Origin of the sequence: Aeromonas sp. D3 (genome assembly GCF_027705025.1) — a bacterium.
In the GTDB taxonomy this organism is placed as follows: Bacteria; Pseudomonadota; Gammaproteobacteria; order Enterobacterales; family Aeromonadaceae; genus Aeromonas; species Aeromonas salmonicida.
Genome location: NZ_JAPDBE010000018.1, coordinates 1 through 19,105, shown reverse-complemented (window position 1 = coordinate 19,105; position 19,105 = coordinate 1). Strand labels below are relative to the sequence as shown.

The following is a 19,105-nucleotide window of genomic DNA, read 5'->3' as shown; positions in this document are numbered from 1 at the left end:
CTGCTTTTTATGTGGTTATTTCCATTGTTGAAAACAGGGCCGCTTGCAACTGACGTAAATACAGGAAAAGTCATTTAACCGCATTAAATAAAGGGTTTAAAACTGACTGTTCACTTGCTGAGCTAATTCTGATTGAAATGAAATCAATGCTGCTGGTGAATAATTGCACAGCCTTGTGAAAATGGCGGCTGTCAAGGCATTAACATACATCACAGGTCACCTCCAAACAGAAAACAACTTGCAGATTAATTTCCCACCTTGTTTACATCCATTCTCAATGCAATATAATGATGCGCTTTTTTTATACCTTTACGCCTGCGAATGATGAGGACACTGCATGAGACCTTTTGAATTAAAGAGGGGCTTGGGTGCTTTGCTGTTGATCGCATCGGCCAGCTTGCTGACCGGCTGCGACATGGCGTTGATGAACCCCAAAGGGCAGATTGGTCTGGAGCAGAAATCACTGATATTAACCGCCTTGGGGCTGATGTTAATTGTGGTGATCCCTGTGATTATTATGGCAGTGGTATTTGCCCGTAAATACAGGGCATCCAATACCGACGCCAAATATACCCCGGATTGGTCTCACTCCAACAAGATTGAAGCGGTTGTCTGGACCGTTCCCGTCATTATCGTCGTCATTCTGGCGACCATCACCTGGAAAACATCCCACGAGCTGGACCCTTACAAGCCGCTCGATTCCGAGGCCAAACCGATCCTGGTCGATGTTATTTCCCTCGACTGGAAATGGTTGTTTGTCTACCCGGAGTTGGGGATTGCCTCGGTCAATGAATTGGCCTTCCCGGTCAACACGCCGGTGAATTTCCGGGTGACGTCTGACACCGTCATGAACTCCTTCTTCATTCCCAAACTGGGCGGGCAAATTTATGCCATGGCCGGTATGCAGACCAAGCTGCATCTCATCGCCAATGAAGCCGGGAAATATGACGGCATCTCCAGCAGCTATAGCGGTGCCGGTTTCTCCGGGATGAAGTTCAAGGCCATCGCCACGCAGGATCAGGCAGGTTTCGACGCCTGGGTCGCCAAGGTGAAACAATCGCCCAAGCAGCTCACCACAATGGCGGAGTTCGATGCCCTGGCCAAGCCGACCGAATACCATCCGGTGGAGTATTTCTCCAGCGCCGATCCGGGACTGTTCGTCAACCTGATCAACAAGTTCATGGGTGACATGGGCCACGGTGAGCATAAAGGGATGGCGCACGGCGAGACCATGGATCACACCACCATGGATCAGCAAACAATGAACCATGACGCCATGGCGCATGACACACAAATGGATCATGCCGGGCATATGACGATGCCGACGGATGACAACTCTGTGAAAGCGGGATCCGAGGAATAACTGATGTTTGGAAAATTAACGCTCGATGCCATTCCGTACCATGAACCCATCATCATGGTGACTGTGGCCGGTATCATTCTGGGTGGCCTCGGCATTGCCGGGCTGATCACCTATTTCGGCAAGTGGCAGTATCTGTGGAAAGAGTGGTTCACCTCGGTCGACCACAAGCGTCTGGGGGTCATGTATCTGATCCTCGGCATGATCATGCTGCTGCGCGGCTTTGCCGATGCGGTGATGATGCGTACCCAGCAGGTGATGGCCTCGGCCGGTGGCGATGGCATTTTGCCGCCCCACCACTACGACCAGATCTTCACCGCTCACGGTGTCATCATGATCTTCTTCGTGGCCATGCCGCTGGTAATAGGTCTGATGAACATAGTGGTACCGCTGCAGATCGGTGCCCGTGATGTGGCCTTCCCCTTCCTCAACAACATCAGCTTCTGGTTCACCGCCGCCGCCGTTGTGTTGATCAACGTCTCCCTGGCGGTCGGCGAGTTTGCCCAGACCGGCTGGCTGGCGTATCCGCCACTCTCTGGTCTGGAATACAGCCCGGGGGTCGGGGTGGATTACTGGATCTGGAGTCTGCAGATCTCGGGGCTGGGTACCTTGCTGACCGGCGTCAACTTCTTCGCCACCATCATCAAGATGCGTGCCCCCGGCATGACCATGATGCGTCTGCCGGTGTTCACCTGGACTGCCTTGTGCGCCAACATTTTGATCATCGCCTCCTTCCCGATCCTGACCGTCACTGTGGCACTGCTCACCGCTGACCGTTACCTCGGCACCCATTTCTTTACCAATGACATGGGTGGCAACATGATGATGTACATCAACCTCATCTGGGCCTGGGGCCATCCCGAAGTGTATATCCTGGTACTGCCAGTGTTCGGGATCTTCTCGGAAGTGGTGGCGACCTTCTGCAAGAAGAAGTTGTTCGGTTACACCTCGCTGGTGTGGGCGACCATCGCCATTACCGTGCTCTCCTTCATCGTCTGGTTGCACCACTTCTTTACCATGGGGTCCGGCGCCAACGTGAATGCCTTCTTCGGCATCACCACCATGATCATCTCCATCCCGACCGGGGTGAAGATCTTCAACTGGCTGTTCACCATGTACCGTGGTCGCATCGAGTTCACCTCGCCCATGCTGTGGACCATAGGGTTCATCATCACCTTCACCATAGGTGGCATGACGGGGGTACTGCTGTCGGTACCGGCTGCGAACTTCGTGCTGCACAACAGCCTGTTCCTGATCGCCCACTTCCACAACGTCATCATCGGCGGCGTGGTGTTTGGCTGCTTCGCCGGTATCACCTACTGGTTCCCCAAGGCGTTCGGCTTCACCCTGGACGAAACCTGGGGCAAGCGCTCCTTCTGGTTCTGGATTGTCGGCTTCTTCGTGGCCTTCATGCCGCTCTACGTGCTGGGCTTCATGGGCATGACCCGTCGGGTCAGCCAGCAGCTGGATCCGGCCTTCCACCCCTGGCTGGTCGTGGCCGCCGTGGGTGCCGGCCTGATTGCCATTGGCGTCTTGTGCCAGGTGATCCAGGTGGTGGTCAGTATCCGTGACCGCGAGAAGAATCGCGATCTGACTGGCGATCCCTGGGGTGGCCGTACCCTGGAGTGGGCGACCTCTTCACCGCCGCCCTTCTACAACTTCGCCATCGAGCCGACCATCACAGGTCTGGATGCATTCTGGGAAGCCAAGCAAAACGGCACCGCCTATCAGCAGCCCAAGCAGTATGCGCCGATCCACATGCCCAAAAACACAGGGGCGGGTGTCATCATCGCAGGCTTCAGTGCCCTGTTCGGCTTTGCCATGATCTGGCACATCTGGTGGATGGCGATTGCCGCTTTCGTCGCCATGATTGCCACCTGGATCATCCACAGCTTCAACGATGATGTGGACTACTACGTGCAGGTTGACGAGATCGAACGCATCGAAGGTCAGCATTTTGCCAACATCAACAAGGGGGCGTGACGCCATGGCGACCGACGTTCTACATCACACTCACGAGGGTGCCCATGACCATGGGCACCATGATGCCGGAGCCAACAAGGTATTCGGTTTCTGGATCTACCTGATGAGTGACTGCATCCTGTTTGCATGTCTGTTTGCAACCTATGCAGTCCTGGTCAACGGCACCGCCGGCGGCCCCAGCGGCAAGGATATTTTCGAACTGCCGTTCGTGTTTGCCGAAACCATGCTGCTGCTGTTTAGCAGCATCACCTTCGGCTTTGCCATGCTGGCCATGAACAAGGGCCGTGCTGCTGCCGTCAATGGCTGGTTGCTGGTGACCTTTGTGCTGGGCGCCGGCTTCATCGCGATGGAAATCTACGAATTCCATCACCTGATTGCCGAGGGTTATGGCCCGGATCGCAGTGCCTTCCTCTCCGCCTTCTTTACCCTGGTTGGCACTCACGGCATCCACGTGACCAGCGGTCTCATCTGGCTGATCGTCATGATGGTGCTGGTAGCCAAGAAGGGGCTGACTGATCGCACCCGTTCCCGTCTGATGTGCCTGAGCCTGTTCTGGCACTTCCTGGATGTGGTGTGGATCTGCGTGTTTACCGTGGTCTATCTGATGGGAGCAATGTAAATGAGCACTCATAGCGTTGACAATCATGGCGCCAGCCACGGCAGTGCCAAGAGCTATCTGATCGGCTTCGTGCTGTCAGTCATACTGACAGCCATCCCGTTCTGGATGGTGATGGACGGGGGCTTCACCCACCAGACCATGCTGATCACAGTGGTGGCCATGGCGGTGGTGCAGATCTTCGTGCATCTGGTTTACTTCCTGCACATGAACACCTCGTCCGAGGAGCGCTGGAACCTGGTGGCACTGGTGTTTACCGTGCTCATCATCGCCATCGTGGTCGTGGGTTCCCTGTGGATCATGTACAACCTCAACATCAACATGATGGTTCACTGAGCAGGTTGGCAATGATGATGAAGCAATACCTGCAAGTGACCAAGCCGGGCATCATCTTCGGTAACCTCATCTCGGTTATCGGGGGATTCCTGCTGGCGTCCAAGGGGAGCCTGGATGTGCCCCTGTTCATCCTGACCATGGCCGGTGTCTCACTGGTGGTGGCCTCCGGTTGTGTGTTCAACAACTACATAGACAGGGACATCGACTGCATCATGGAGCGTACCAAAAACCGCGCTCTGGTGAGGGGGCTTATCGCCCCCGGCGTCTCGCTCTGGTATGCGAGCGCGCTCGGTGTTGCGGGCATTGCACTGCTCTACTGGGCGGCCAATCCGTTGGCCGCCTTGCTGGCGGTGCTGGGCTTCATTGTCTATGTGGGGGTCTACAGCCTCTACATGAAGCGTCATTCGGTTTACGGCACCCTGGTTGGCAGCCTTTCGGGTGCCGCGCCACCCGTCATCGGCTACTGCGCCGTGAGCGGCCAGTTCGACTCGGGGGCCTTGATACTGCTGGCGATCTTCAGCCTGTGGCAGATGCCGCACTCCTATGCGATTGCCATCTTCCGCTTCAAGGATTATCAGGCCGCCAACATACCCGTGCTGCCGGTGGTGAAGGGGATTGTCGTGGCCAAACACCACATCACCCTCTACATACTGGCCTTCATGGTGCCGACCCTGATGCTGTTCCTCGGCGGTTACGCCGGTTACAAGTATCTGATCGTGGCCACTGCGGTCAGCGTCTGGTGGCTGGGCATGGCGCTGTCGGGTTACAAGCAGGCGGTCGATGACTCCCTCTGGGCCCGCAAGCTGTTCATGTTCTCCATCGTCACCATTACTTGCCTGAGCGTGATGATGTCGGTGGACTTCCAGCCGGACGCGACGCCCGTGCTGGTGAGCATGCTGCCCTGATGGTCCGTGTCTCCAGCTCCCAAGGCTGTGATGCAACCCAGGAAAATCAATAGAATCCAGAGCCGGGAACCTTCCCGGCTCTGTTATTATGAGGCCCGCCCTCTGGGGCGCATTGTCGGCTTTTTCGGGTGTGGTGTGCCTTGTCATCCGCCCCTTTTCTCTTCTCTCTCTTTGACCTATCGAGGCCATCATGAATGATTTCACCATGACGAGGGGCGAGCGCCGCGCCACCTGGGCGCTCGGCTCCGTCTTCTCTTTGCGCATGCTCGGCATGTTTATGGTGCTGCCGGTGCTGACTACCTATGGCATGTCACTGGCCGGCGCCTCCGAGGCCCTGATTGGTCTGGCCATCGGCATCTACGGCATGACCCAGGCGCTGTTCCAGATCCCGTTCGGCCTGCTCTCCGATCGCATCGGCAGAAAGCCCTTGATCGTCGGCGGCCTGCTGATGTTTGCGTTGGGCAGCGTGATCGCGGCACTGACCCATTCCATCTGGGGCGTCATCCTCGGCCGCGCCTTGCAGGGCAGCGGTGCCATCTCGGCTGCCGTGATGGCGCTGCTCTCGGATCTCACCCGCGAGCAGAACCGCACCAAGGCGATGGCCTTTATCGGGGTGAGCTTTGGCATCACCTTCGCCATTGCCATGGTGACGGGCCCCCTGATTACCCATGCGCTGGGGCTCTCCGGCCTGTTCTGGCTGATAGCCTTGCTGGCCCTGGGGGGCATTGGCATCACTCTCTGGCTGGTGCCGACCCCGACCAGTCATCTGCTCAACCGCGAGTCCAGCATGGTCAGGGGGGGGATGCGCACCGTGCTCACCAACCCGCGCCTGCTCAAACTCAACCTCGGCATTTTGTGCGTCCATACCCTGCTGATGTCGAGCTTCGTGGCGTTGCCGCCACTGCTGGAGCAGGCCGGTCTGCCCCGCGACAGTCAGTGGCAGGCCTATCTGTTCACCATGCTGGTCGCCTTTGTGAGCGTGGTGCCGTTCATCATCTATGCCGAGAAGCACCGCCAGATGAAGCGGGTATTCCAGATCTGCGTGCTGGTGATGCTGATCGCCGAAGTGGTGCTGTGGCAGGCCGGGTTGCAGCTGTGGGGCCTGCTCGCCGGGTTGCAGCTCTTCTTTATCGGTTTCAACGTAATGGAGGCCCTGTTGCCATCCCTCATCAGCAAGGAGTCCCCCCCCGGTTACAAGGGCACCGCCATGGGGGTCTACTCCACCAGCCAGTTTATTGGCGTGGCTCTCGGTGGCAGCCTGGGCGGGCTCTTTTACAGTCTGGGAGGCGGTGCACTGGTGTTTGGTTGCTGCGCCCTGCTGGCCCTGATCTGGCTCGGTGTGAGCCTGACCATGCAGGAGCCCCCCTATGTGAGCAGCCTGCGCATCGTGCTGCCGGAAGGTGTGGAGGCGAGTCCGGCGCTGGAGCAGAAGATCCGCGCCTGCGATGGGGTGAGCGATGTGATGCTGGCCAGTGCAGAGCACTCTGTGTACGTGAAAATCGATGCCAAGCGCCTCACTCGCCAAGATCTGGAGCAGTTGATCGCCGCCTGATCTCTTTGTGCCATCGATAAAGAAGCCCGCCAATTCGGCGGGCTTCTTGTTTGTTTTTTGTGGGGTAGGGCAATTGCTCAATCAGCCTTGCAGCTTTGCTCCCGCACCAGTGTTTGCCTGTCGCCCAGCAGCAGGGTGCTGAGGGCGTTCCTGGCACACTGTGAAGAGTACAGCTGGCCGTGCCGGTTGCTCTGCTCCACCCGCACCAGACGGGCGGCGCTGCCAAAGGCCGCCTGCATCTGGCGGGCGCCTTCAAACGGGGTGTTGGGATCGAACTCGGCGCCGAGCACCAGGGCCTTTGCATCGGCCGGGAGCTTGATCTCGCCGGCGCCAACAGTCGCGATGGGCTGACGGGGGTAAGGCCAGTCGGCGCAGGTGTGGAAGCTCTTGGCCAGCAGCAGGGCGCCCGCGCCCTGGAAGGCAGCATCTTCCGCATCCAGCGCCTGCCAGCCATAGGGCTCGCTATTGTCGGTGCAGTGGATGGTGCTGAAGAAGGGCATTTCCAGCAGATCCTGGTAGGGCGTCTCGCCGTCCTGCTCCTGGGTGAGGCGGGCCAACAGGGGGCCGGCATCATCCTGCTGCCAGAAGGCGAGCTGATCGGCGTGCTGGCTGCCGCTGATGGCATCGCTCATCACATCTTCCCAGTGGGTGCGGTCGAGCACATTGCCCTGATTATCCACATAGCGGCCGCTGTCGCGTACCTGCCGGGTCACCACCATGCTGCGTTGCAACGCCTCGGCCCCGAAGCGCCACTCAAGGATGCGATTGGCATTCTCGGCATCGCCGCGGAAGATGACCGGGTAGCGGCTCTCGGTGGGGGACATCGGCGAATCGACCACCAGATTTGCCACGTGGCTCGGATATCGGGCGGCATAGAGGGCGGCGAGGCGGGTGCCGTAGGAGAAGGTGATGGGGGTGATCCGGTCGCGCCCCAGGTGCTGACGCAGGCGATCCATGTCCTGCACTATGGCCTGGGAGCCCAGATGGGGGGCGTAACGACGAAATGGCTCGTCGCAGCGTTCCAGTATCAGTTTGCTGAGAGCCTTGCCGTGATCGCCGCTGTTGTTCAGCGCCGACAGGGCGCCCTTGTCCCGTTCAATGAATAATCTGGCGAGCTCGCTTGGGGTCATGTCAGGTTTGACGCCGTCTTTGTCTTTTAGCAGGCAGCTTCTGAGCTCGTGTCCTAGTGCACTGTAACCAGCCCCTCTGGGGTCCATGGTGACGATATCGTAATGTCTGAGAATGTCAGGATCGGCATTGCGCAGCGCGGTGAGCAGGGGGCCCATCCTCGGGGTTGCTGAATCGGGGCCGCCCGGGTTGAAAAAGAGGGTGCCGCGATAGTCGCCGCTGGCGCGATAGTGCACATAGAAGAGATCGATATTGTCACCCTTGACCTTGCGGGTCTCCTGCTTGACCTGACCCAGGTCGATGCCGTTTGACCAGGAGGGAGTCGAGAACCGGGTTGTGCTATCTGACCAGGAAGGGGATGAGAAGCGAGTCGTGTTGCCGGAAAGGAAGGAGGTTGCTGTGGTGGGCGCAGGGCGCTTCTCCCATTTGGTCTGTTTGACGTCGACCCACTCCTTGTCGTAATTCAGTGGTACCGTCAGGTAGTGGCAACTGAGCTGACTGGCGATGTCATCTTGCTGCCACTCCTGCTGCAATTGGCGACAGACGACACCTGTGTCATAGGCGGCGGTGATATGTTGCCCCTTGAAGGGGGGCTCCTCTTTCTTTTCCAGTTCACAGCCCGCCAACAGGGTGGGTGCCAGTAGAGAGATCATCAGCGTGTATTTCATCGTTTGTTTCCATCGTATTGCCTGAACAAGCGGATGGTAAGCGAATGAACAAGATGAAATGCAGTGATTAATTGTGTGAAAATATTGCTGTTGTTTATATCAAAAATAAATGAAAGGCATTAAATAAGAAGATAGATAGTAACTGTTGTGTGCAGAACCATTATTTTCAATTTTATCACCCCTGTGCTATCAAATGAAAATATGAAATAAAACAAAGCTTTATGTGTTATCTTTGGGTTTCGTTACCTTGTCTGCCAGGTTGCCAATATAGTTTTCAATATAGGCGACTTGATGATGGCCGCTATCTGCGGCTGCTGTTGCAGCCTGTATTTTGGTTGCCTTTTCGCCACGCTGGCGGCTTCTTGCTGTGGATGATAAATAAGATAATAGTGAGCTGTCGCCATCCGGGCGAGAGCGGACCAAATAAAAACACCCACTCATGAAGTGGGCATGTTTATTTTCTGGCCGAGTGCTGGCTATTAGCGCTCCAGCAGGGGGGCGGAGCGGTAACTCCAGAGGCCATAGGTGCGCAGCGCATCGCGGTAGATGCCGAGCAGTTCGCTGTCGCTCACCTTGGCCAGTGCCGAGAGCGGCTTGTCCGGGTAGCTGACGCTGTCTATCTGGATCCCGGCGGGACCGCTCTGCCAGCAGGCAATCTCCAGCAGGGTCTGGCCACGGCGCACGTGGCTGGCGGAGCTCACCAGGGTCGCATACTGGATCTGGTGACGGGCCAGGGCATAGCCGCTGTAGAGGGCATTTTCCACCGTGCTGGTGGCGTAGTTCTCCTCAATGATGCGCGAGCGATCTACCCCTTTCTTTACCAGCCAGTCGGCCATCAGCTTGCCTTCGGTCTGGCGGTTCTGGGGCACGCCACCTGTCAGTATGATCAGCGCAGACGGATTGGCCTGGGCCAGGGAGCGGGTGGTCTCCAGCCTGCCCAGCAGGATCTCGTGCATGCTGCCATCCGGGTTGAGGGCATACCCCAGGGTGACGATGGCTTGCCGTCCCTTTTTCTTTTCCCGGCCCTGACGCTCCTTGAGCGGAGTGGCATTGACTCTGTCTATGGTGTCGAAGATGCGTTTCAGATCGGCGGCGCGGCCGCTGTTGAGCTCGCTCACCCGCTTGAAATAGTCATCAGCCTTGCCCTGATTGCCTTTGAAGCGCTGCCAGGTGGCGAGATAGGTGTTCAGATCCAGATCGTCTGGCGCCGTGCTGAGACCCTGCTCGAACAGTGTGATGGCCTTGTCCACGTTGCCGTTGTAAATCTGGGCGTTGGCTGCCGAGATCAACAGGTCGGTGCGGTAGGGTTCGAGTTGATAGGCTTGCAGCAGCAGTTCTGTGACCTGCTCCATGTTGCTCGGCATCTTGGCGGTGAACCCGGCAGTGGAGATGCGAGCCGGCGACTTGAAGACCTGCCAGGCGTCCGCCAGCAGTTGATCAACCACCTGGCGCTTGCTGATGTACTGTTCGTAATTTTGCTCCTTTTGCAGGGAGCGCACCGAGGTCGCCCAGGCATTGGAGGGGATAAACGCTGGCAACATCAACAGACTGGCCAGGGTCAGGGCAACCGCATTTTTCTTCATCATGGCGTTCCACCGAGGGTTAAGGGCGCTATGCCATCGCATGACCCGTAGGGGCTTTTTCAATAAAAACATCAACTTGATGATTGCCCACTCTACTCCTTTTCAGATGAAAAAAACGTGAACCGCTTCGGTTATCGGGGGATGGGCTGTAGTGGTGGGGCCAAAGAGAGCCGCCAGTTCGGCAATGCAGAGCAAAGAACCGATACCAATGTAGATACCGGGGCAGGGTGTGTTTGTCACCTGCCCCCCGACGTTTTGCCGGGGGGGACGTGCTGTCGGTGCCGAGGTCACTCCGGCTTCGCGACCTTGTCGAACCAGGCTTTCCACTGGGGGACTGCGGTGGCGAAGGTGCCGCGATGGGTAGTCGGGCCAGTCGAGATGGCTTTGACGTTCTGGTTGCCCGACCCCATGGATTGGGCATACATCATCGCCATACGACCGACTCCCGGTGTGATTGCCTCATCGGTTTCCCCGTAGTAGTTGCGTACCGGCGACTGTATGACCCAGCGGTAGGCGTGTGCTGAGCCGATCAGCTTGCCGAACGCCGAGTTGGCAAAATAGTGAGGGTCGAAATAGGCAGGGCGGATCAGCTTGTGCAGATCCGTGGTGATGTCGGACGGATTGAAGGGCTCTCTGTCATAGGCCTTCTTGGCAATGTCGTAATACTCGTCGGTCAGCAAGGAGCGGGCGAGCCCGGGTATGCCGTAGTAATGCTCGTAGGCAAAGGATGAGAGGATCATGATGCTGTTGAGCCAGACGGCATCGAACTTGCGTGGGTAGACCAGAAAGCCCTGCATCAAGGCGTAGACATCCAGCGGTGCGCTGGCGGTGGCGGCGCCATCGACCTTGACCCCGGCCGCTTCGAGTTTCTCGAGGAAGGCCATGGTCACGAAGCCCCCCTGTGACCAGCCTGCCAGAAACAGCTTGTCGCTGACGATCTGCATGTGGGCGAGCACAGCGCGGCTGGCCATCAGCAGATCAAATGTGGCCTGTTGATGGCTGCCCTTGACCATATAGCCTTCCGGTTCGGTCGAGGTGCCGAGACCAAAGTAGTCGGCACCGATGAGCAGGTACCCCTGACCCGCGAACTGCGCGATCATCAACTGGGTTTCCGGTGACTGATCGGCAAAGGAGGGCACCTCATTGTGACCATAGACGGTGCCGTGCTGATAGGAGACCGTCGGAAAGTCCTGGCCACCGGTGTCAGGCACAGCCAGCAGGCCAGAGGCCACAGTGGGTTTGTTGCCCATCTCGGGGATGACGGAGTGGTAGCTGATGCGATAGAGGCGCACGGCATTGCGCGCGGGTGTATACGAGACAGTGATGCCGGCAAAGGCCGGTGTGTCACGGGTCAGGATCTTGTTCAGCTGATCCTGATCCCAGCGTGCAATCAACTGGTACTGGATGCCTGACGTTACCTGAATCGGCTCGCTCTGTTGGGCGAACGCCGGTGATACGCCTATGTGCAAAAGCAGGGTAAAAATACCGAGACGAATCCAATTTCTCATCCTGAAGACTCCATTTTCCAGTAAAGATACGCAATGTGGCGCTGTTCATTGCCCGGCTTTCTGCGTCTGCAGGTCCTGGGTGTGTCAGCGAACACAAGGCAGAGACAGAGCCTGACCACCGTCAGTTTATTCCTGTTAGCCAGCCCAGTGTGATCCATCCGCGCCATGGATGCGACCCCCTTGAGGCTTGATTGCTCACTGCTCATGTCAAGGGCTAAACCCGAAAGGGAAAGCAGTGCGTGGTGATAATCGGTTCCCGATCATCCAATGGCCTGTTTGTTGATGGCGACCCGGCATCTGGAGGGGGGGCGACTCACAATACAAGGCGAGGCCTGCCTGGTCAGGCTGATGCCCGCTTCTGCAGATGGGGGGCGATGATATGGCGGTTGGCGCTTCACACCTGCGTTGCATTGAAAATGTAGGGATTGAAATAAACGGAGGGGCCCTCGGCCCCTCCTGTTGCACATCGGATCAAACGCCCTCGTCAGGCCACCTTGCTGCCTGCCAGGGTGCGGGCCAGTAGCCCTTCCGGGTTGTGGATGGCCTCCCTGGTCTTCACATCGATAACCTCGATATTGGCGAAGCGCTCCCGGTTCTTGATGGCCACATCGTGGGCCAGGATGACGCAGCGAGCATTGGCTACGTCCTTGGCGCTGATACGGTTGATGATGCCGTTGGCGCCTTGTGTCTCCACCTTGAGCTTGATGCCTGCCTTGGCGGCCGCCTTTTGCAGGCTCTTGGCGGCGAGAAAGGTGTGAGCCACCCCTGAGGGGCAAGCGGTGATGGCGAGCACGTCCGCTTCCCCTTCCGCTTCGATGATCTGATAGCCGCTGTCGGCGGTTGCCACTGTCTCGTCCTCGGTGACCGGCTTTTTCAGCAGGTTGACGATAAGGGCCGTGGTCAGGGCGCCGAGCACGGTTCCCAGGATATAACCCATCTTGCCTTCGACCACAGGTAGCACTATCCAGCCACCCCAGGGGGCATGGTTGATGCTGTGCATCATGAAGCCAGTGATGTTGCCGACGATGCCGCCTGCGACTATGGCCGGAATGACCCGCACCGGGTCGGCGGCAGCAAAGGGAATGGCCCCCTCGCTGATGCCGATCATGCCCATGATGGCGGCCGCCTTGCCTGCTTCACGCTCTTCCTTCTTGTAGCGACGGGGGGAGAGCAGGGTCGCCAGCGCCATGCCGAGCGGTGGCACGCAGATGGCGATACCGACCCCGCCCATCAACCAGGGCTGGGTGTTGACCTGGGTCTGGGCGAACAGGGTCGCTACCTTGTTGACCGGGCCGCCCATGTCAAAGGCGGTCATGCCGCCCAGGATGGCCCCCAGCATCACCTTGCCGGAGCCCGCCATGCTGGAGAGCCAGTGGTTCATCCCCTCCATCATGGCGGCGATGGGCGCACCTATGACCCACATGACGATGCCGCACACCAGGAAGGTACCGATCAGCGGATAGATGAAGATGGAGCCGAGCGAACTCATGGAATCCGGTAGTTTTATTCGCTTGAGCTGGTTGACGATAAGCCCGGCGATGAAACCCACCAGGATGGCGCCGAGAAAACCTGTGTGGAACTGCTGCACCGCTATCCAGGAGCCGATCATGCCCGGCGCCAGACCAGGCTTGTCCGCCATTGAGTAGGCGATGTAACCGCCGAGCACGGCGGTAAAGAGGGTGAGCCCCGCTATCCCCATGTCCGCCATGTCCTTGAGCACGCCCGCCTCGGGCACGGCGCCCTTGCCGCTCATCATCACCGAGAGCGACAGCAGCACGCCCCCTGCCACTATGAAGGGGATCATGTGGGAGGTGCCAAACAGCAGGTGCTGCTTGAGGGTGTTGAGCTGTGCCTTGATGCTGCGATCCTGGGGTTCAGGTGCACTGGCTTTCGGTTGAGCTGCTGCCTCGGCGCGTACCGGCTGCTTGCCGGCTACGCCGACAGGCGCCGTGGCTGCCAGCAGTGACAGCACCTCGGCCTTGCTGGTGGCCGCCTGCATCCGGGGGATAAAGCCGGGCTCCAGCAGCTTGGTGGAGAGCTCGGCCAGCACCTCGATATGTTGGTTGGCGCCGCCAGCCGGGGAGGCAATCATGAAGAACAGTCTGGAGGACAGCCCATCTTCGGCGCCGTAGTCGATCCCCTGCCGGCTGATGCCTATGACGATGGCGGGCTGCAACACGGCTTCGCTCTTGGCGTGGGGCAGGGCAACCCCCTGTTCAAAACCCGTGTTGTCGAGGTTTTCCCGCGCCCAGAGGTCGCGCACGAACTGATCCTGATTGGCTATCTTGCCGCAGGCTTTGAGCCGCGCGGCCAGTTCGACAAACAATCCCTGCTTGTCGTTGGCCGCTATGTCGAGGCAGATCAGTCCTTCATCTATCAAGGTGGTGAGCATAGGTGTCTCCTGGCTCTGCGAGCCCTGGTGATATGAGTAACGAACGGAGCAAACGATTGACCTGCCTATTGTTTCGCCCAAGCCATGTCACCGAAATCGGATATATGTGCCCTTTACTGGATTTTTGTGTCAATGCCCCGGCCCTGTGAGCAGGCTCGCACTTTGATTGTCAGGGGATCGCTGGGCTGAATGGATTTAAATCTGTTTAAAAACAAGTGCTTGATTATTTTTATGGAATGATGGGCAAGAGGCGTTGCGGTTCCCCCCTCTTGCAAAAGGGGAGGTTGGGACGGGGTGTTGAACCCTTTAACCGCCTCTTTAATGTGAGCCGTTTGGCAAAAGTGCTGCCGGGGAGGGGGATCTTCTTTTGCTGCCTATGTCTGTACTGGTAAGCCGGGTCAAGGAAAGGAGGCCAGGCATAAGCAGTCGTAGGGGATTGGCCGCCTTGGGTATATGCATAGCCCCTTGATATTGCAGCACAATCCGGGGGGGCAGAATGGTCCTCTGCCGGCTTGGGGAGCATGGGCTGCATGGCTTCATAAGATGCTATCACCCATTTTTTAGATTGGTTTATAGATAATCAATCGTTTATTTCGTTGGGCGGTTATGGGGATTGGGGTGTCTGACTAGGTGAGCAGGTTGGCCAATAGCGCCGTCAGCCAGTCTTAACCTTGTCATGCTAACCCAATGATGTAAGGAGACATTCTGATGGAAACACTTGACCAGAAGATCGACACCATGCGTGAAGAGTTCAAGCAACAGGAGCTCAAGCAGGCCCACGACAAGTGGCAAGCCAGAGTCGATGAACTGCAACAGATACGGGCAGGGGAACGGCAACCGGATGAACTGGATGAGTAGCCGCTGATCCTGTCACTGGCCGATAGCCAAGCCAGTTGTCATCGTCATCAAGCAGAAAAGTACAACCCCCACAGCCCGCAAGGGAGGTGGGGGTTTTTATTGGTCAGGTGGTACACGTCATGCAGGGCAGGCTAACGGTGAAGATGATTTCCAAAGAAAAACAACAAGGGCCATCAGTGATGGCCCTTGTGCGTTTATTCACTCATTGACCCCGTGTCGGGTTCACGCCTTAGCAGCGGTTGCCGGCGCGGGCGACCCGGCCTTCGGCCAGCAACTGGTAGTGGCCGGTGGCAGCAGGGATAAAAGCGGACTGCCCCTTCTCGAGACGCAGAGTGTCGTCACCGCGTTTGAGGATCACGGCCTCGTCGATGGCAAACAGGATCTCGGCGCTGGCGGTGGTGAGCTGGTGCTCGCCCGCCGGGTAGACGCTGAAGGTGAAGTCCGGCACCGGCACCTCGAAGTGCTGCACCGCCCCTTCCATGCGGGGAGCAAGCAGGATCTGGTCGTCCGGCTTGGGCAAGCAGCGGGTGCAGGCCAACAGCTCGGCCACGTCTATGTACTTGGGAGTGAGCCCGGCGCGCAGCACGTTGTCGGAGTTGGCCATGATCTCGAGGCCGGTGCCGCGCACATAGGCGTGCGGGGTGCAGGCATCCAGATACATCGCCTGACCGGGCTGCAGGGTGACCACGTTCAGCAGCAGCGGCGAGAACAGCCCCACATCCCCCGGGTACTGGGCGGCCAGGCTGGTGATGAGGGCGAAGGTCTCCTCATCCTGATGGGCGGCGGCATAGGCCAGCAGGCCCGCCAGTGCCTCATCTTTGCGCTCACAGCTGAGGATCAGCAGCTGGTGGAAGAAGTGCTGCAGGCCCACTTCGTTCTGGCTGGCGGCAAGGGCCGCAACCAGATCGGCGATGGCCGCCAGCTTGACCCGCTCGAACAGCGCCAGAATGGCGGGAATGGCACGAAAGCCGTTCATCGCCTGATAGGGGGTGAGAGTAAACACCAGCTCCGGCTTGTGATTGGGGTCTTTGTAGTTGCGATTGCCCGCCTTGATGGGGATGCCAGCGGCTTCTTCTTTGGCAAAGCCCGCTTCGGCCTGGGCTTTGCTCGGGTGTACCTGGATGGAGAGGGCCTTCTCGGCGCACAGCACCTTGAACAGGAACGGCAGGCTGCCAAAGCGGGTGACGGTGGCCTTACCCAGCGCGGCGGCCGGGGCTGTGTCGATCACCGCCGAGAGTTTCTGGGCACTGCCCGCCAGGGTCACCTCGGAGCAGCCGTTGGGGTGGGCGCCCATCCACAATTCGGCCTGGGGTTTGCCCGCCGGATTGGGGATGCCAAACAGAGTGGTGAGGGAGTCATGGCTGCCCCAGTCGTAACCTTGAATCGGATTTTGCATTAACAAAAAAGAGGGCAGATCGCGACTGCTCATAAGGGATGCCTCATTTAGTGTGAAGAAAGTCGGGTGAAGAAAAGGGTGGCATTGCTGCTGTGGGCCGGACTATAACATGGGCGGTTGTGGCCGCAGCAACCGCTTGCCTCTCTCTATTTGATCAGGATCAGCATGTCACTTATCTTCAGCCAGCTGCTCGATGGCGCCCTTCATGAGCAGGCCCCTTTCGAGCAGATCTGGTTTGCCCAGGATCAGGGGGTGCCGCCCGGTTTCAGCTATCAGGTCAACTTTCCCCGCCTCGAACTGGTGTTCAGCGGCGAATACCTCAACCAGGTCTGGGACAAGGAGCTGGGCTGCAAGGAGATAAGCGTGCTGCCGGGACAGGCGCTCTACATCCCCCCCAACGGTTGGAACAAGCCGCTGTGGACCACGGACTGCTCGGTGCTTAGCCTGCTGTTTGGCAAGCGCCAGCTCGGTTTCAGTCTGGTGAGCAAGCGACGGGAAGACCCGGATTTTTTCGATGTGCAAAAGCACAGCATAATGGCGCGGGCCGGCCACGTGATCGAACACATACTGGCGGCGCTCAACGTGCTGACCGAGGATCCCGGCCGCTCCCCCACCGACAACCACCTGTTGCAGGCGCTGCTCACCAGTGCCCGCCAGCTGCTGGCGGAATCCGCCGCCGAGCGGCCAAGAGGGGCAGACCTGTTTCATGGCATCTGCATCTATATCCAGGAAAATTTTCACCGCCCCATCACCCGCGACTCCATCGCCCACCGCTTCAACGTGTCGGCCAGCCATCTCTCCCACCTGTTTCGCGAGCAGGGCCACATGCGCCTGGCCGATTACATCAGCTGGGTGCGGATCGACAGGGCCAAATTCATGCTGAAAAAATACCGCTTCCGCCTTGAAGAGGTGGCGAGCCGCTGTGGTTACGGCGATGTGAACTATTTTTGCCGGGTGTTCAAGCAAAAGACCGGGCTGACCCCCTCACAGTACCGCTCCCTGAGTCAGCCGCAAGGGCAGGGGGATAGGCTGGTGGTATGAGTCATGCCGCCGTCTGGGCCCGAGTACAACAGGGCTGGATGGCGTCGAATGTATGCAGGGGCGAGCGAGCCGGCCGCATTGTGATCCAGTACTCGACTATGGTCTGACATGCGTGCTCGCCATTTGATTATGAAAACGAATGGGCTAAGATGGCCGCGCGCAACTTACAGATTGATAACAAACGGAAGTTAGGAGATGCCGATGGAAAGCAAAGTAGTTATCCCGACCCAGGGCCAGAAAATCACAGTCGATGCCAACGGCAAGCTGCAGGTTCCCAACCATCCGATCATTCCGTTTATTGAAGGGGATGGCATCGGTGTGGACGTGACCCCGGCCATGTTGAATGTGGTCAATGCCGCGGTCGAGAAAGCCTACAAAGGCGAGCGCAAGATCGCCTGGATGGAGATCTATACCGGCGAGAAGTCGACTCATATCTATGGCGAAGGTGCCTGGCTGCCGGCCGAAACCCTGGATTTCATTCGTGAATATTGCGTGGCCATCAAGGGCCCGCTGACCACTCCGGTCGGCGGCGGTATTCGCTCTCTCAACGTGGCCCTGCGTCAGGAGCTGGATCTCTACATCTGCCTGCGCCCGGTCCGTTACTACGAAGGCACCCCGAGCCCGGTCAAGCGTCCTGACCTGACTGACATGGTGATCTTCCGCGAAAACGCCGAAGACATCTACGCCGGTATCGAGTGGAAGGCGGACAGCGACGAAGCCAAGAAGGTGATCGCCTTCCTGCAAAACGAGATGGGCGTGAAGAAAATTCGCTTCCCCGAGTCCTGCGGCATCGGCATCAAGCCCATGTCCAAGGCCGGTACCGAGCGTCTGGTGCGTGCCGCCATCGAGTATGCCATCGACAACGATCGCGACTCCGTGACCTTGGTGCACAAGGGCAACATCATGAAGTTCACCGAAGGTGCCTTCAAGGATTGGGGCTATGCCCTGGCCCAGAAAGAGTACGATGCCCAGCTCATCGACGGTGGCCCCTGGTGCTCCTTCAAGAACCCGAAAACCGGCAAGACCATCGTGGTCAAGGACGTCATCGCCGATGCCTTCCTGCAACAGATACTGCTGCGTCCGGCCGAGTACGACGTCATCGCCTGTATGAACCTCAACGGTGACTACATTTCCGATGCCCTGGCCGCCCAGGTCGGTGGTATCGGTATCGCCCCTGGCGCCAACATCGGCGACGGCGTGGCCCTGTTCGAGGCGACTCACGGCACTGCGCCCAAGTATGCCGGTCAGGACAAGGTCAACCCGGGTTCGCTGATCCTCTCTGCCGAGATGATGCTGCGTCACATGGGCTGGGTCGAAGCGGCCGATCTCATCATCAAGGGCATGGAAGCGGCCATCGCCAACAAGACGGTCACCTATGACTTCGAGCGTCTGATGGAAGGCGCCACCCTGCGCTCCTGCTCCCAGTTCGCCCAGGACATGGTCGACCAGATGTAATGGGATCCAGAAGGTCTTGAAAAGCAAAACCGGCGCCATGAGCGTAATGCCGATCAGTTAAGGATCCATTGACCGATCCTGCTGATGTGTAAAAATCCGAAACCTATTGATTGGTTTCGGATTTTTTATGCGTATCGAACAGGCCCTCGACTTCCTTCACGCCAGCAATGCTGCCCAGTTTGAGTCACTTTCCGACCTCATTCCCCCTGCGCTCATCACTACCCTGCTCGCCGAAGAGAATGTCGTGACCCTGCGCCGTCGCCGCATGCCCATGGAGCGTCTGGTCTGGGCCATCATCGGCATGGCCATGTTCCGCCACGTCCC

15 protein-coding genes are annotated in these 19,105 nt (G+C 58.3%); 10 read left to right on the top strand and 5 right to left on the bottom strand.

The window, feature by feature from the left end:
• The first annotated feature begins 337 nt into the window (after positions 1-337).
• The 6 genes from cyoA to OKC28_RS12090 all read left to right on the top strand — a co-directional run bounded on the left by cyoA (position 338) and on the right by OKC28_RS12090 (position 6,752).
• Positions 338-1,363 carry a cytochrome o ubiquinol oxidase subunit II gene (gene cyoA / locus OKC28_RS12115; RefSeq protein ID WP_256687963.1) on the top strand — a complete coding sequence of 342 codons (1,026 nt, stop codon included), beginning with the start codon at positions 338-340 and terminating at the stop codon, positions 1,361-1,363.
• A gap of 3 nt (positions 1,364-1,366) precedes the next feature.
• Positions 1,367-3,343, top strand: a complete 1,977-nt coding sequence (gene cyoB / locus OKC28_RS12110) for a cytochrome o ubiquinol oxidase subunit I (RefSeq protein ID WP_021138023.1) — start codon at positions 1,367-1,369, stop codon at positions 3,341-3,343.
• A 4-nt stretch (positions 3,344-3,347) separates the two neighbouring features.
• Positions 3,348-3,962 carry a cytochrome o ubiquinol oxidase subunit III gene (locus OKC28_RS12105; RefSeq protein WP_005312702.1) on the top strand — a complete coding sequence of 205 codons (615 nt, stop codon included), beginning with the start codon at positions 3,348-3,350 and terminating at the stop codon, positions 3,960-3,962.
• Positions 3,963-4,295 (top strand): cytochrome o ubiquinol oxidase subunit IV, encoded by a 333-nt coding sequence (locus tag OKC28_RS12100; RefSeq protein ID WP_005312705.1) that lies wholly within the window; start codon positions 3,963-3,965, stop codon positions 4,293-4,295.
• Positions 4,296-4,306: 11 nt separating this feature from the next.
• Positions 4,307-5,200 (top strand): heme o synthase, encoded by an 894-nt coding sequence (gene cyoE / locus OKC28_RS12095; protein ID WP_005312708.1) that lies wholly within the window; start codon positions 4,307-4,309, stop codon positions 5,198-5,200.
• Between the two features lie 190 nt (positions 5,201-5,390).
• The gene (locus tag OKC28_RS12090) at positions 5,391-6,752 is read left to right on the top strand and encodes an MFS transporter (RefSeq protein ID WP_256687965.1); all 1,362 of its coding nucleotides are present in this window, start codon (positions 5,391-5,393) and stop codon (positions 6,750-6,752) included.
• Between the two features lie 77 nt (positions 6,753-6,829).
• Here the strand turns inward: OKC28_RS12090 and OKC28_RS12085 are convergent, their stop codons facing one another.
• From OKC28_RS12085 to OKC28_RS12070, 4 genes are all read right to left on the bottom strand, one after another.
• Positions 6,830-8,548: an alpha/beta hydrolase gene (locus OKC28_RS12085; protein WP_256687966.1), complete on the bottom strand. Its 1,719-nt coding sequence runs from the start codon at positions 8,546-8,548 to the stop codon at positions 6,830-6,832.
• Positions 8,549-9,027: 479 nt separating this feature from the next.
• Positions 9,028-10,131 carry a YdcF family protein gene (locus OKC28_RS12080; protein ID WP_021138020.1) on the bottom strand — a complete coding sequence of 368 codons (1,104 nt, stop codon included), beginning with the start codon at positions 10,129-10,131 and terminating at the stop codon, positions 9,028-9,030.
• Positions 10,132-10,418: 287 nt separating this feature from the next.
• Positions 10,419-11,639, bottom strand: coding sequence for an alpha/beta hydrolase family protein (locus tag OKC28_RS12075; protein ID WP_256687968.1), 1,221 nt, complete (start codon positions 11,637-11,639; stop codon positions 10,419-10,421).
• Positions 11,640-12,123: 484 nt separating this feature from the next.
• Positions 12,124-14,031, bottom strand: a complete 1,908-nt coding sequence (locus tag OKC28_RS12070) for a PTS fructose transporter subunit EIIC (protein ID WP_256687970.1) — start codon at positions 14,029-14,031, stop codon at positions 12,124-12,126.
• Positions 14,032-14,739: 708 nt separating this feature from the next.
• On the opposite strand from OKC28_RS12070, the gene OKC28_RS12065 reads away from it, so the two are divergent.
• Positions 14,740-14,889 carry a hypothetical protein gene (locus tag OKC28_RS12065; protein WP_021138017.1) on the top strand — a complete coding sequence of 50 codons (150 nt, stop codon included), beginning with the start codon at positions 14,740-14,742 and terminating at the stop codon, positions 14,887-14,889.
• 229 nt (positions 14,890-15,118) lie between these two features.
• Here OKC28_RS12065 and manA read toward each other — a convergent pair whose 3' ends face one another.
• Positions 15,119-16,318 carry a mannose-6-phosphate isomerase, class I gene (gene manA / locus OKC28_RS12060; protein ID WP_256687972.1) on the bottom strand — a complete coding sequence of 400 codons (1,200 nt, stop codon included), beginning with the start codon at positions 16,316-16,318 and terminating at the stop codon, positions 15,119-15,121.
• Positions 16,319-16,450: 132 nt separating this feature from the next.
• On the opposite strand from manA, the gene OKC28_RS12055 reads away from it, so the two are divergent.
• The 3 genes from OKC28_RS12055 to OKC28_RS12045 form a co-directional block, all read left to right on the top strand.
• Positions 16,451-17,326: a helix-turn-helix transcriptional regulator gene (locus OKC28_RS12055; RefSeq protein ID WP_219590278.1), complete on the top strand. Its 876-nt coding sequence runs from the start codon at positions 16,451-16,453 to the stop codon at positions 17,324-17,326.
• A 201-nt stretch (positions 17,327-17,527) separates the two neighbouring features.
• Positions 17,528-18,781, top strand: a complete 1,254-nt coding sequence (icd, locus tag OKC28_RS12050) for an NADP-dependent isocitrate dehydrogenase (protein ID WP_005312750.1) — start codon at positions 17,528-17,530, stop codon at positions 18,779-18,781.
• A gap of 127 nt (positions 18,782-18,908) precedes the next feature.
• The coding region (locus OKC28_RS12045; protein ID WP_270689373.1) for a transposase domain-containing protein at positions 18,909-19,105 on the top strand (197 nt) is incomplete at its 3' end.